The following is a 13,275-nucleotide window of genomic DNA, read 5'->3' as shown; positions in this document are numbered from 1 at the left end:
TCATCACTTCGGACTTGGCCATGGCTTCTTCAGCGCTAAGGTGCTTCCACGGATTGGGGCCGAGGTGGTCACCACCCAGAATAAGGCGGCTTGTATCAAAACCGAGACGTGCAGCAATGTCTTCGACGAAACGGCGGAAATCTGCAGCTGTCATGCCGGTATAGCCGCCATCCTGATTGACCTGATTGCAGGTGGCTTCGATCAGAACGTCGGTGTTGGTTGCAATGCCTTCAAGAAGGGCTGCTTCGATAACCAGAGGATGTGCCGAGCAGATCGAGGTGATGCCGCCCCGCGCCCCGCTCGCATAACGGGCGGGAAGTTTGCTCAAGGTCTGAGTGCTACTCATAACGGGACTCCATTTATAAGGTAAATTTCAGAGAGAAATGCGCTGAAGATGACTATCCAGAGCAAGCACCTCTGGCAGTGGCGTTCCGGCACCAAGGTTTGGGCTAGCTACGCCCATTACATCGGCAGGCACGACACAGGCCGCGCGAATGGCTTCTTCAAGCGGCACGCCGACATGCTGAACGAGATTGGCAAGGCAGCCGACCATGTCGATATGAGCACCTGCCAAGGAACCCGCCGCATTAACGAGTGCACCATCGCGCACTTCGATGCGCTCGCCATAAAGTTCGAAATGATCCGGGCCTCCAATGGTCGACATGGCGTCGGATACAAGGAACATGCGGTCGCGCTTTGGGCGCGCACGCCATGCGACGCCGACCATTTCCCATGTCACATGATGCCCATCAACAATGATGCCGACGAAAGCATCGCTGCCAATTGCAGTGCCGACCACACCGGGCTCCCGCGATGTCATTGGCGGCATGGCGTTGTAAAGATGGGTGAAGCAGCTGATGCCAGCTTCAAGCCCGGCGCGCGCCTGTTCCGTTGTGCCGTTGGTGTGACCGGCGGAAACCACGACACCCATATCGGCGATCTCGCGGATCGTGTCGCCAGGCACCATTTCCGGAGCCAGCGTTAACATGACAGGCACATCCGCCTTGCGCAGAATTTGCAGCGCTTCAAGCGTGGAAACATCCATCGGGCGGATGAATTCAACGCGATGCGTGCCTTTGCGGGCAGGGTTGAGATGTGGGCCTTCGATGTGCAGGCCGAAGAAACCATCCATGCCCTTGCATTCAACGGCTGCATGGGCTGCCTGAATGATGCGCTCCGGCTCGCAGGTAATGAGCGTCGGTAGAACCCAAGCAGTGCCGAGTTTGCGCAGTGTCGCGACGATGTGCGCGATACCTTTTGCACTGGTTTCCGAGTTTAGCATGACGCCACCAGCACCATTGACCTGCAGGTCGATGCAGGCTGGCATCAGCACGTGCGGCGTGAGGTCCGGCGTTTCATCCGATTTGCGCGGGCGAAGACGATCGACGCCATGCCGGCCGATCTCGGCTACGAGGCCAGTCTGAAGTCGCCCATTCAGAAATACATAATCGGGGGCGACAAGACGGGTCATTGGCTTTCTCCAGAATGATTAAGTGCATATAGCGCAACGCCACGGGCACCTGAACTATCACCGAAACGTGCAGTTCTGATGGCGGGTATGCGAGTGGGTCCGAGCTTGCGCTTTTCAAATGCCTTTGAGACGCGTTCGGCTACACCATCCATATTGGAAAGGCCGCCGCCAAGAACGAAACAATCCGGATCGACAACAAGCTGCATGGTCAGAAGCGATTCCGCCATTAGATCACCCCAGTTATCGAGAACTTTTTCTGCGTTCGCATCGCCATTGGACGCGCGCAATGTGAGTTCCTGATTGGAGATTGTCTCATTGAGCTTGATCTTGGAAATATCGGCGAGGCCCGTGCCAGAAACATAGCGTTCCATGCAACCCGTCTTGCCGCAGCCGCAAGGGATCAATGGCAGGTTCTGCTCGCTCAGAACGCGTGCAGGCATACCCGTGTGACCGATTTCCAGTGCAAGACCATTATAGCGCGGCGGAATTTCGCCCTTGATGACCACACCAGCGCCCATGCCGGTGCCGACAATCAGGCCGATCATCGCTTCGCTGCCTTCTGCTGCACCGCCATGCGCTTCCGAATAGGCGAAAGCCATACAGTCGTTCATCAGCGGAAAGCTGCGACCGAAACGTTTGACCAATGCTGTACCCACATCGCGACCGGTGATGGGGATATTGGATGCAAAGCCGTGGCCGGTGGCTGGATCAATCCAGCCCGGCAGGCTGATGCCAACGGGCAGATTTGGATTGCCCGCCGTCTCGGTCAGCCATTCAATCTGCGCCGAAAGCCCATCGATAAAGGCCTCAAAGTCGCTGACAGGCGTTGGAATACGCCTTGTCAGAACCGTTTCCATATTTGCGTCGAACAGGCGGCCCTCAATTTTGGTGCCGCCCAGATCAATGGCACCGCAGATCATGCTGACCTCGTGTTTCATGCTGCAAAGGGGTAAATCTTAACCCCGGAAACAACGCGTGTCAGGTTGCCCTGATCAATAAATGGATTGTCGATGTTGAGATCGAGCTCTGCTGACCAGCGGGCAGACCAGATTTGCGCCAGAAGCACGTAAAGTACGGCGTCCCAGCGGCTGTCGCCGGTAAGATCAAGCGCAAGATCACAGCCTTCGCCGCCAACAGTCGTAACAGTCGCTGTCGGGAACTGCTGAGCAATTTCAGCTGCGATGTCGCGATCATAACGCGCGGTGTGCTGATCCGGGTGAATGAAGACCACAACGCGAGTGTTGCCGACAACCGAAGCTTTTGGTCCATGACGGAAGCCGAGCGTGCTGTCCCAGTTGGTCATGACCTGACCTGCGGTCAGCTCTAGTACCTTGAGTGCGCTTTCGCGAGAAACGCCGGTCAGTGCGCCGGAACCCAGGAATATTGCTCGGTCTGGATGCGGGGCAGGCGTTGCGTCGAGTTGTGCAATTGCCTTAGCGCCCGAAGCCGAGAGCTTGTTGAGCTTGTCGGCGACGTCAACCGTGCCATCAATGCAGGCGAGTGCCGACAGAAGCATCGTGGTATAGCTGGAGGTCATGGCAAAGGCGCGGTCATGTGTTGCTTCAGGCAGGACGATCACGCGCTGCTCGCCTGGGCCTTTAGCTGCACGAACTGCCAGTGCGCTTTCACCATTACAGGTAATGTTGAGCCGGTGCGCCTTCGGGAAATGCTCGTCCAGCAGGTCGAGTGTTGCGATGGTTTCCGAGCTGTTGCCACTGCGGCCAAATTGAACCACGAGCAGTTCCGCATCATCGGACAGCGTTTCGGATGGATTGGAAACGATGTCGGTGGTTGGAATGGCGGTAAGTGAAATCGCGTCTGCCTTGACCGATGCAAGAGCCTGACCGATGAAAGCCGAGGTGCCCGCGCCACTGAAAACGATACGCTTGATGCCCTTGGCGGAGATCCATTCACGGATTTCAGCCGACTGGGTGGCAAGAGGTGCTGCCCATGCCTGCCAGATACCCGGCTGCGCATGAATTTCCTGCCAGGTGTGGCTCGTTTCCAGTTTAGTCATTAACGCCGTCCTCTTGAGTACTGATGACACGCACACCGCGTTCGCGGATGCGGTTGGCTATTTCGTGATTGGGTTCAAGATCGGTTATGATCGCCGTAATCCGATCCATTGCGCAGATACGATGCAGCCGTGGTTTGCTGAATTTGGTCTTGTCGGCCAGTACGATGACACGGCCAGAAGCCTCGATCATCGCACGGTTTTCATGGGCCTCGTCTTCCAGAAAAGTGCTGACGCCTGTTTCGGGCTCAATGCTATCTGCACCCATGACGAACGTATCGAAACGCATCTGGGAAAGAGCCGTATCCACCAGTCGCCCGGAGACGGACATGGTCTCACGACGAATGCTACCACCAGTCAGCATCACCTGATGCTGCTTGTGACGAAGCACGGTCTGTGCAACGTCAAGACTTCTGGTCATGACGATAAGTGGCGCAAGGTCGCCTAGATGCGCTGCGAAGCGTTCTATGCTGGAGCCGTTATCAAACAGCACCGCTGTATCGCCTTCAAGCAGTTGGACTGCCTTGCGTCCGATTGCATCCTTGGCGTCGAAATTGACGGCGCGACGATCAACTGGATTGGCTTCCACGCCAGCGGGCACGAGGCCGGGGCGTTGGGCAAGCGATAAAGCGAGGTCGATGCGGAAATCGGCAAGGCCCGCATAGCCAAAGCGCTGGCAGAAGCGGATGAGAGTTGGTTCTGAAGTACCAAGCTGATTGCACAATTCGCGTGCAGTGGAGCGAATGAAGCCTACCGGATCGTTTTCGATCAACAGGCATATGCCACGCAGCTTCGGAGTAAGCTCCGGCACCGCTGCTTGCACAGTCTGATAGAGGTCTTCTGTCGGTTGCAACTCCGGCCCTTTCCTTGTGTTGTAATTTTCTATTGAAAAGAAAATTTTACTTCAACACAAATTTCTTATGTCAGTTGTTTATTTTAACACAAATTTTGTTTTGCTCCGTTTGCGTATCAGCCATTCCTGAGCACGGGTTGGCTGCTCAAATCAGGAAGGTGGCTGTCTGCCGTCGGCAATTGCTTTGAGGGCTGCTTGAAGCTCGGCAACCTTCGCTACTGTGGTTCTTGTGGCACCCGGCACGGCGAAGCCGAAATTTAGCAAAATCTCATCTGCATCGATTGGCGCACTGCAGGATGCATGAATTTCAGTGAGATGAGGCAATGCTGCCGCGATTGCCGGAAGTGTGCTTATATTCACGCCTGAACCCGGCATGATGATGATTTTGCCATTCGCTGCGTTCTGCATGACATTCAGGCGATCGAGGCCAGATATGGCTTTCAAGGCGCCGCCTGAACTCAAAATCCGGTTCATCCCAAGTTCAACAGCCAAGTGCACTGACTGCGCTGCATCCGGAGTAAGATCAATTGAGCGATGCAGTGCGATCTCAAGGCCATCGGCTGCTTTGACCAATCGCTGCAATGCATGCTTATCAAGCCTGCCATCGGGCAGATTGGCACCGATCACAACACCTGCAAGGCCAAGCGCGCGTGTTGCTGCAATTTCGGCTTCCATGATCTGCAATTCATCTTCGGTCCAGACGAAGCTGCCAGCGCGGGGCCGTATCATCACCATGATAGGAATTGGTGCTTTGGCCGAAAGTTGCATGAGGCCGATGGAGGGCGTCAGCCCGCCGATTGCGAGTGCCGCGCAAAGCTCAATCCGATCTGCACCGCCTTTGATCGCGGCGTCGAGCCCTTCAGCATCATCAACGCAGACTTCCAATAGTATCCGGCTCAAAATAATCCCCCTCAGTTTTTCTTGTACTCTACCTTTGCAAGTATCGCGACACCGGCCAATCCTGCGATAGCACCCATGATGGTGACGGTTCCATAGCCAGCAAAGCTTGTGCCGATCGCAAAAAGCGCCGTGCCGATGCCACCGCCGACAAACATGTTTATTGCGATCAGGGAAGCAGACAAGCCGGGCCGATCGTGAATGATACCAAGCAGATAGCTTATTGGCTGGCTCACGATCGCAGCAGCGCCGATCCCCCCAATCGCTGATGCGGCGTAAATCTCCCATCGTGTGGTTAGGAATGCAAGCCAGACAAGATAGATTGCGTAAAGCAATGATGCGACACAGAAAATGCTAATCTGGCTTTTGCGGCGTCCTATGCGGGCCCAGACGAGCATGAGGATTGCTTCAAGTCCTGCCACGAAGCCCATTACCATGCCGACATCTTCGACCGTACCACCACCACGCCCGGTAATGATTAGCGGCAAAGCGATGGCGTTCACATGTAAAACCGAGGTAATGAGCGCGGTTCCGATCAACCGAATGAGAACGCCGGGGGAAATCAGGCGCTGAAGATCGGCAACGCTTGATGGCTTTGTGCTTTGTACGTTTACTTCCGGCTTATGATCATGGGGCATCAGCGTCATGATCGACACAAAGCAACCAAGCGAAAGCAGCGTTGCAAAGGAATATGCAGTGAGAGGCGAGCCAGTTCCGGCAAGCACGGCACCGACGAGGCCGGGGACAAGAATCCACGCGATCGAAATCGCCATACGAACGATGGTGATCGAATCTCCGAGTTCAATCGTTGTCATTCCCGCCGAGTGATTGCGGATATTGGCGAAGAGCAGCGTGCTGATGACGTTGAAAAGTGCAATCGGACCAATTGTTGCCAGTGCAAAGACCCATGGCGACGGAAACAGCCAGATCAGGCCGAAGCCTGCAACGCCTAGGGCTGTAACGATAACCATCGGCGCGCGATAACGCCCGATGCGGTCTGATACCAGTCCGATGGCGATGCTGGCCGCGAGATTGGCCACGACGGCACAGAAGGCCACGACCGAATAGGTGAAATCGCTTAAGCCGATGACCCGGATGCCGACAATCGGCTGATAAGGTGTTGTGGCCGCCCCCGCAAAACCAAAAAACAGGATCGCGATCGTGCTGGCACGCACGATCGGATATTGCCGGACAAGATCAAGGCTCGAGGTCGACATTCAGTGCGCCACTATATCCAAAATAGTCTTTGTCCTGCACAGCTAAAACCGCACAGGACACAAGGATCAAAATAGCGGATGACGGCGTGCCTGCACAGCAAAGCGCAGCCAATCCTTTTCCGATGCTGGTGTCCATGCTGCTTCGGCGACCGCCAGCAGGCGTGGGAAGGTGAGGTCGTTGAAATAGGCGTGCGTAGTGAAATGTTCACACCAGATACATGCCTGAACACCCTTAAGATGCTGCGCCAGTTCCGGCGGGAAATCGCCCGCAGCCTCGTAAGCATAGCTTTCTTCTGGCGTAGAAGCGCCAGCCCAGCCAGCGCCTGGTTCCCACCAGTTATGCGAATGCGCCATATCAAGATAATAGGCCTGACCCGGCGTCATGACGACGTCATAACCCTGCTTTGCAAGCTCAATTCCAATCTCGGGTGCCTGCCATGCCATCAGCAGAGTGCCTTCCGACTGCACACCGCCGCCATGGGCTACTTCATTCCAGCCAGCGAGAACGCGGCCGCGCTGTTCCAGCATGATCTTGAGTTTGCGCATGAACCAGGATTGCAGTTCAAACGTGCCTTCAAGGCCTTCGCGCTCCATCAATTCGCGCGCAAGTGGCGAGCCGATCCAGGAATTGTCGGCCACTTCGTCGCCGCCGATATGGATATAGCGGCCCGGAAAAAGCGCAACGATATTGTCCAGGATCGTCTTCACAAACTCCCATGTCGCTGGCATGGCCGGGTTGAGCGCATTGTTCGTGAAGCCCTGCACTGTTTTGTAGGACTCATTTGCTTCATTTCGGTCCTGAAGATACGGCAACGCGGTCAACACCGCCTTGCAATGGCCAGGCATATCGACTTCCGGGACCACTTCGATGCCCAGCGATTGCGCGTGTTCGACAACTAAGCGTATTTGCGCTTGCGTATAGAAGCCGCGCGATGGTTCAAGCGTATCGCCCAATTGCGGCAGCATAACACTGTTCGGAGCGCGGGTTGAGCCGATCCCCGTCAGTTCGGGTAGTTCAGGTATTTCAATGCGCCAGGCTTCGTCGTCGGTCAGATGCCAATGAAAGGTGTTGAGGCGATACCAGGCCATGATGTCAAGGAACCTCGTGACTTCTTGATGCGTCCAGAAATGACGCGAAACATCGAGAAGGCAGCCACGCCAATCATGGCGTGGGGCATCTTCAATGCGGCCCGAGAGTGGGAATTTGAAGCGTTCTGCATCCTGCTTTGCACCATCAAGAATGTGTGCGAGCGCGACAAGACCATGGCGTGTGCCGTCGACGTCGGCACTCGTAACCGTGATCAGCTCAGCGGTGAAATCGATGGTGAAGCCGCTCTTTTTGATGCGCGCGTCGGTCTTTATAGAAACGGCGCGTCCGCCTTCGACCGACTTGAGTGAAAAGACCTGACGTGCTTGCGGGAATAGCCGGGCATGAAGCGATTCAACCAGCGACAGTGCACGCAGGCCAGCAAGATCGGTACCTTCTGCGGGGTGCAAAGCAATTGGTGTGCTGCCTGCCTCAGCACTAAACTTTACAGGCCATGGCAGCACGGCAAACGGAAGCGTAAGACGACCCTCCGGCAGACGCGGGCCGGGCAGAGGGAGATTCTGTCCCGAAAGTGCGAGTTCGCCGGTCTCAATGTGGATCAAACGGCCATCGGCACATTTGAGATAAGCCGTCTTCGCTCCGTCATTAACATGAAACGGTGAGCGATTAAGTGGTGCGACGCTCACCGTCCATGTTCCACCCGGCTTCAATGTGAAGCCTTTGGGTGCAGCTACTTCGTTGAAGCTGCCATCATGCAGGACGAAGTGTCCGTTCGTGATCTGCGGTTCTCCAACAATACGGGTAATGCTGGTGTAGCAAAGCGAGAAATCAGTCAGGGTTTCATCCGACAGGTTAAACACTTCGATTGTCATTGTTCCGGCTGGTGCAGGCGTTGCGACCCACGAATTTTCAAGTCGGAATAGGCTAGGCATGCAATTCTCCACCAGCAAATGTAAGCGCATCCCAAAAGGTCTAAACTACTTTCGGATAGATGCGGATTTTAGATATATGCAATTCCGCTGAGTCTCGGTCGCGTAGGCTTCCAATCGTGCGGTATTGAGTGTTTGGCCTTGTTAGTAACTATATCATCGCCTTCAATGAATTTTGTCCATCCTAAAATTCACCCACTCATGATTTAATGGTTATTAAATTCTTTTGCTGCGGATTTAGCATGACTTCATGCGCCCGATGGAGTGAGGTTTTATCGCGTCAACATCGCGGTTAAGTGCGCTGTGGCAGTAGGTACAGGAAGCTCGATTTGATATAAGCAATTGTTCTAATTCGAAAAAATTGCAACTCGCGCTTTCGTCGATTGGAATTTGAACAGATTGATCCGATTTCGAGCAATATGGTTTCTTTTCAGGCTGGCGTGCAGGAATGCTGTTTCTGAACCGCTTCAAGTCTGTGTGAAAAGTTTTTGTTTTGCTAAATTCTGTGTGTTTTTTCTTGACATTTTGTGGTGTAGATTTTCATCTTACTAAAAATCGCATGGGAGTTTATCGTGAAAGTCGGCATTGTAGGACTGGGCTATCGTCTGGGTTATTTGGGTTTTGTCTTCAATGCGCTTGATCCCGATTTCCAGATTGTCGGCTATGTCGATCCTGCTCCAGCGGGCATGGCAGAATTGGATGAGCATGGCATTTCGGCTGGCAAGCAATATGCAACGCCGGAAGAGCTGATCGCCAACGAGAAGTTCGATCTGCTGATGATCGGCTCGCCAAACCACATGCATCTCGATCATATTCGCGTGGGTCTTGAAGCGGGTCTTACTGTTTTCACGGAAAAGCCGATTGTATCGTCTATCGAGCAGACCTATGCGCTGGCTGAGCTCCTTGCCAAGCATGGTCAGGAGCGTTTGCTTGTTGGCCTGGTGCTGCGTTATGCGCCGATGTATCGTGATCTGATGCAGGCCAAGAGTGACGGTATGCTGGGCAATATCGTTTCGGTCGAAGCCGCAGAGCATATTTATCCATACCATGGCGCATTCTTCATGCGCGACTGGCGCCGCTATTCGAAGTGGTCGGGTAGCTTTCTTCTAGAGAAGTGCTGTCACGATCTCGATCTTTACAACAGTGTGATCGGCTCGCGCCCTGAACGCGTTGCAAGCTTTGGCGGCCGCAAGACATTCATTCCGGAAAATGATCCGCGTCGTGAAGGTATCAACGATATGTCGCTGTTCCATCGCAAGCCGACGGGCTGGGAAGGCTCGGACAAGGTTTTCGATTCCGACGGTGACATCATCGATTATCAGGTGGCGATCATTGAATATGCCAACGGCGTCGGCATGAACTTCCATACGAATCTGAATGCGCCGGACCAGTTCCGCCGCTTTGCGATTTTCGGAACGCGTGGTCAGGCTGAGGGCGACTTTATCCGCGGTTATTTCGATGTGCATGAAGTGCTGAATGAAAAGCGCACTATTCACAAAGAATATGCGACCCGCACGACGCTTTCACAGCACTATGGCGCAGACGAAAAGATGGCGGAAGAAGTGATCGCGCATGTTATGCATGCCGGACCGCTTCCTGTTTCGCCGCTTGATGCAATGGAAGCAGGCATTCTTGCCATGGCAATGGATGAAGCGCGCGAAAAGCGCACGGTCATCGATCTGCGTCCCGTCTGGGACCGCTTTGACACAGCACTTCAGAAAGTTTGATCTGATAAATGGGAATGCAACGCTCCAAAGTCATCTTTGCGTGGGTCATGCTTGCGCCAGCACTGATCTATGTGCTGGCCATCGTGGCCTATCCGCTGATCGACACTTTCATCCTGTCCTTTACCGATGCATCGCTGCGTCGCACGACCAATTGGGTTGGCTGGGCCAATTATGAAAAGATCGCCAATGCGCAGTTTCTGGCTGTCATTGGTCGGACATTCATCTGGACGTTCTTTTCGGTAGTGATGAAGATATCGATCGGTATGTTTGGAGCGGTGCTTCTCAACATGGCTTTGCCGGGGCGTGCATTGTTCCGCCTGATGATTATGCCGCCGTGGATCGTGCCGATGGCTATCGGCATCTTCATGTGGAGCTGGATGTATAATGGCCAGTTTGGCATGATTTCCGGTATGCTTCAGCGCGCCGGACTGGTCGATGGACCGATTGCGTTCCTCGCTTATGGCAGTACGGCTTTCTGGGCAACGATTGTCACGGACGTCTGGATTGGTGTGCCGATGGTGACGCTCTATTTCCTTGCGGCCCTTCAGGCGATCCCAAAGGATCTCTATGAAGCTGCGTGGACGGATGGCGCAGGCCGTATGTACCGTTTCCGCCGTGTGACGTTGCCGCTGATGCTGCCTGCCATCATCACCATGTCGATGCTTTCAACCATTGCGACATTCAACTCGTTCGACATCATCTGGATCCTTACGCAGGGCGGCCCGAACGGCTCGACCACGACGATGATTATCGACACCTATCAGACGGCTATCGGCTCGAAGCGTTATGGTGAGGGGGCTGCACGTGCTGTAACCATCTGCATATTTCTCTCGTTATTCTGCCTTGCCTATTTCCGTGTCACGCGGCGCATCAGCCCGGAAAAACTTGCGTAAGGGGAAAGATAATGAGCCAACCGCAAAATACGCCGCTTATCGACCGCTATACATGGTATGAAAAAATCGCTGCCTATGTGGGCATTGCAGCGTTCCTGTTTTTTCTGCTGGCGCCGTTCATCGAGGGCTTTCTAGTTTCGCTGAAGCCGCTCAATCAGCTGTTCTCGTCGCCTTATACGTTCTGGCCCGAGAATGGCAGTTTCAATGCCTATTTCTCAATGTGGAAGAGCGTGCCTGAGTTCGGACGCTATATCTTCAACTCGTTCTTTATTTCCTCGGTGGTCACGATCATCGTTCTCATTCTGGTGGTACCCGCCGCTTACGCTTTCTCGCGTTTCGAGTTTCGCGGCGCAGGGCTGATCCTTGGTGGCTTTCTGGCGATCAACATGTTTTCTGGCGCGGTTTTGCTGATTCCGCTGTTTCGTCTAATGCGCAGCTTCCAGCTGCTAAATACCTATGCGGCGATGATCGTGCCAGGTGTGGCATTCCTCATTCCGGCGGCGATCTGGCTACTGCGCACTTACATGATGCGTATTCCACGTGAGCTGAATGAGGCCGCCTACATGGATGGCGCGAGCCAGTTCTACACGCTGCGCCGTGTCATTCTGCCAATTGCTATGCCGGGTATCATCGTTGTGGCCATCACCACCTTCATTGGTGCTTATGCACAGCAGTTCATCTTCGCGCTGACGTTCAATTCCAAGGCGGAATACATGCCGCTGCCGGTTGGCCTCTTTGCCTTCTTCGGCAAGCAGGAAGTCGTTTGGAATGAGTTGATGGCGGCATCGTTCATCGGCATCGCACCGGCGATGATCATTATTTTCCTTTTACAGCGTTATCTGGTCGGGGGTCTGACTGCGGGCGCGGTGAAGCAATAACAATCCGTCTACACAATCTACCAACATAAGGGAGTTTCCAGAGGTGACGACGATATTCAAAATGGGGGCTGCGGCGCTTGTTTTTGCAGGCAGTACGATGCTCAGCACGCTTGGTGCATCAGCTGCAGCGCAGGAAATCTCATGGATCTATTGCGGCGACAAGCTCGACAAGACGCATGATAAATACATCAAGGCCTGGGAAGAAAAGAACCCGGATTGGAAGATCGCTGTAGAAGTGGTCGGCTGGGCACAGTGCCAGGATAAGGCAACCACACTTGCTGCTGCGGGCACACCGCCAGCTATCGCTTATGTTGGTTCACGCACCCTCAAGGAATTCGCAGACAACGACATGATCGTGTCCGTTCCGATGACGGATGAGGAAAAGGCAACCTATTTCCCACACGTCGTTGAAACCGTCACCTATGACGGCACCCAGTGGGGCGTTCCGATCGCGCTTTCGACCAAGGTTCTTTACTGGAACAAGGATTTGTTCAAGCAGGCCGGTCTTGACCCTGAGAAGCCACCACGGACCTGGGCTGAAGAAATCGAATTTGCCAAGATCATCAAGGAAAAGACCGGCATTCCAGGCTATGGCCTGTCGGCCAAGACCTTCGACAACACTGTTCACCAGTTCCTGCATTGGGTTTACACCAATGACGGCAAGATCGTGAACGACAAGGGTGAAGTCGTCATCAACAACCCGCAGGTTCTTGCTGCACTCAATGCCTATAACGACATCAAGGCATATGCGCAGGAAGGCCCGACGGCTTACGAACAGAACGAAGTTCGCGCAATCTTCCTCGACGGTAAGGTTGGCATGATCCAGGGCGGATCGGGTGCCGCTGTTCGCCTTCAGGACGTGAAGTTCGGCTGGGGTATCGCAACGCTTCCGCTTGGTCCAGATGCCAAGGGTCCGGGTACGCTGGTCGTGACCGACTCTCTTGCAATCTTCAAGGATTCGGGCGTTGAAGAAAAGGCTGCCGAGTTCGCCAAGTACATCACTTCGCCTGCCGTTCAGGAAGAGTATGAACTGGCAACCGACGAAGGCCTGACGCCAATGCGTCCGTCGCCAGCAGTTGATAAAGTGATGGTGGACATTCCTTACTGGCGCCCTCTGATCGAAGGCATTCAGTATGGTGGCGCAGAGCCACTCTTCACAGACTGGCGCGGTTTCCAGAACGTCATGATTGCCATGGTTCAGTCCGTCATTACAGGCGATGCAAAGCCTGAAGATGCACTGAAGAAGGCAGATGAAGAGCTGAAGAAGTTGAACTAAATCGATAAATGATCCGCCCTGCTGGGATTAGCGGCAGGGCGGTGTATCGAACACGAATTTGCGGCCGCAGGA

Annotated in this window: 12 protein-coding genes; 4 read left to right on the top strand and 8 right to left on the bottom strand. The window is 54.3% G+C overall.

What is annotated here, in order from left to right; all coding sequences use genetic code 11:
• The 8 genes from QSJ70_RS19030 to QSJ70_RS18995 form a co-directional block, all read right to left on the bottom strand.
• A partial coding sequence (locus QSJ70_RS19030; protein WP_285538734.1) for a class II D-tagatose-bisphosphate aldolase non-catalytic subunit occupies positions 1–346 on the bottom strand: 346 nt, incomplete at its 3' end.
• Positions 347–373: 27 nt separating this feature from the next.
• Positions 374–1,471 (bottom strand): N-acetylglucosamine-6-phosphate deacetylase, encoded by a 1,098-nt coding sequence (gene nagA / locus QSJ70_RS19025; RefSeq protein WP_285538732.1) that lies wholly within the window; start codon positions 1,469–1,471, stop codon positions 374–376.
• Positions 1,468–2,391: an ROK family protein gene (locus QSJ70_RS19020; RefSeq protein ID WP_285538730.1), complete on the bottom strand. Its 924-nt coding sequence runs from the start codon at positions 2,389–2,391 to the stop codon at positions 1,468–1,470. Before QSJ70_RS19020 ends, nagA begins: the two co-directional genes overlap by 4 nt.
• A gap of 14 nt (positions 2,392–2,405) precedes the next feature.
• Complete coding sequence (locus QSJ70_RS19015) at positions 2,406–3,488, bottom strand: SIS domain-containing protein (RefSeq protein WP_285538728.1); 1,083 nt, start codon at positions 3,486–3,488, stop codon at positions 2,406–2,408.
• The gene (locus QSJ70_RS19010; protein ID WP_215777706.1) at positions 3,481–4,338 is read right to left on the bottom strand and encodes a DeoR/GlpR family DNA-binding transcription regulator; all 858 of its coding nucleotides are present in this window, start codon (positions 4,336–4,338) and stop codon (positions 3,481–3,483) included. Before QSJ70_RS19010 ends, QSJ70_RS19015 begins: the two co-directional genes overlap by 8 nt.
• A gap of 150 nt (positions 4,339–4,488) precedes the next feature.
• On the bottom strand, positions 4,489–5,238 hold the full coding sequence (locus QSJ70_RS19005) for a copper homeostasis protein CutC (protein ID WP_285538726.1): 750 nt from the start codon (positions 5,236–5,238) through the stop codon (positions 4,489–4,491).
• Positions 5,239–5,249: 11 nt separating this feature from the next.
• Positions 5,250–6,452 carry an MFS transporter gene (locus QSJ70_RS19000; RefSeq protein ID WP_215777702.1) on the bottom strand — a complete coding sequence of 401 codons (1,203 nt, stop codon included), beginning with the start codon at positions 6,450–6,452 and terminating at the stop codon, positions 5,250–5,252.
• 66 nt (positions 6,453–6,518) lie between these two features.
• Complete coding sequence (locus tag QSJ70_RS18995; protein ID WP_285538725.1) at positions 6,519–8,432, bottom strand: family 20 glycosylhydrolase; 1,914 nt, start codon at positions 8,430–8,432, stop codon at positions 6,519–6,521.
• 569 nt (positions 8,433–9,001) lie between these two features.
• Between QSJ70_RS18995 and QSJ70_RS18990 the strand changes: the two genes are divergently transcribed.
• The 4 genes from QSJ70_RS18990 (at position 9,002) to QSJ70_RS18975 (ending at position 13,203) form a co-directional block, all read left to right on the top strand.
• Positions 9,002–10,156, top strand: coding sequence for a Gfo/Idh/MocA family protein (locus QSJ70_RS18990; RefSeq protein WP_215777699.1), 1,155 nt, complete (start codon positions 9,002–9,004; stop codon positions 10,154–10,156).
• Between the two features lie 8 nt (positions 10,157–10,164).
• Entirely contained in the window at positions 10,165–11,049 is an 885-nt protein-coding gene (locus QSJ70_RS18985) for a carbohydrate ABC transporter permease (protein WP_285538722.1), read from the top strand.
• Positions 11,050–11,060: 11 nt separating this feature from the next.
• On the top strand, positions 11,061–11,927 hold the full coding sequence (locus QSJ70_RS18980; RefSeq protein WP_215777695.1) for a carbohydrate ABC transporter permease: 867 nt from the start codon (positions 11,061–11,063) through the stop codon (positions 11,925–11,927).
• Between the two features lie 61 nt (positions 11,928–11,988).
• Positions 11,989–13,203: an ABC transporter substrate-binding protein gene (locus tag QSJ70_RS18975; protein WP_285538755.1), complete on the top strand. Its 1,215-nt coding sequence runs from the start codon at positions 11,989–11,991 to the stop codon at positions 13,201–13,203.
• Positions 13,204–13,275: the final 72 nt, after the last annotated feature.

It is taken from the genome of Brucella sp. NBRC 12950 (assembly GCF_030268145.1).
Classification (GTDB): domain Bacteria; phylum Pseudomonadota; class Alphaproteobacteria; order Rhizobiales; family Rhizobiaceae; genus Brucella.
This window is presented reverse-complemented; position numbering and strand designations above follow the sequence as displayed.

What these genes read in the sequence shown, in the direction of transcription:
- QSJ70_RS19000 (WP_215777702.1), bottom strand. Translation starts at nt 6,452, where the DNA reads ATGTCGACCTCGAGCCTTGATCTTGTCCGGCAATATCCGATCGTGCGT.
- nagA (WP_285538732.1), bottom strand. Translation starts at nt 1,471, where the DNA reads ATGACCCGTCTTGTCGCCCCCGATTATGTATTTCTGAATGGGCGACTT.
- QSJ70_RS18975 (WP_285538755.1), top strand. Translation starts at nt 11,989, where the DNA reads ATGGGGGCTGCGGCGCTTGTTTTTGCAGGCAGTACGATGCTCAGCACG.
- QSJ70_RS19020 (WP_285538730.1), bottom strand. Translation starts at nt 2,391, where the DNA reads ATGATCTGCGGTGCCATTGATCTGGGCGGCACCAAAATTGAGGGCCGC.
- QSJ70_RS19015 (WP_285538728.1), bottom strand. Translation starts at nt 3,488, where the DNA reads ATGACTAAACTGGAAACGAGCCACACCTGGCAGGAAATTCATGCGCAG.
- QSJ70_RS18985 (WP_285538722.1), top strand. Translation starts at nt 10,165, where the DNA reads ATGGGAATGCAACGCTCCAAAGTCATCTTTGCGTGGGTCATGCTTGCG.
- QSJ70_RS18980 (WP_215777695.1), top strand. Translation starts at nt 11,061, where the DNA reads ATGAGCCAACCGCAAAATACGCCGCTTATCGACCGCTATACATGGTAT.
- QSJ70_RS18995 (WP_285538725.1), bottom strand. Translation starts at nt 8,432, where the DNA reads ATGCCTAGCCTATTCCGACTTGAAAATTCGTGGGTCGCAACGCCTGCA.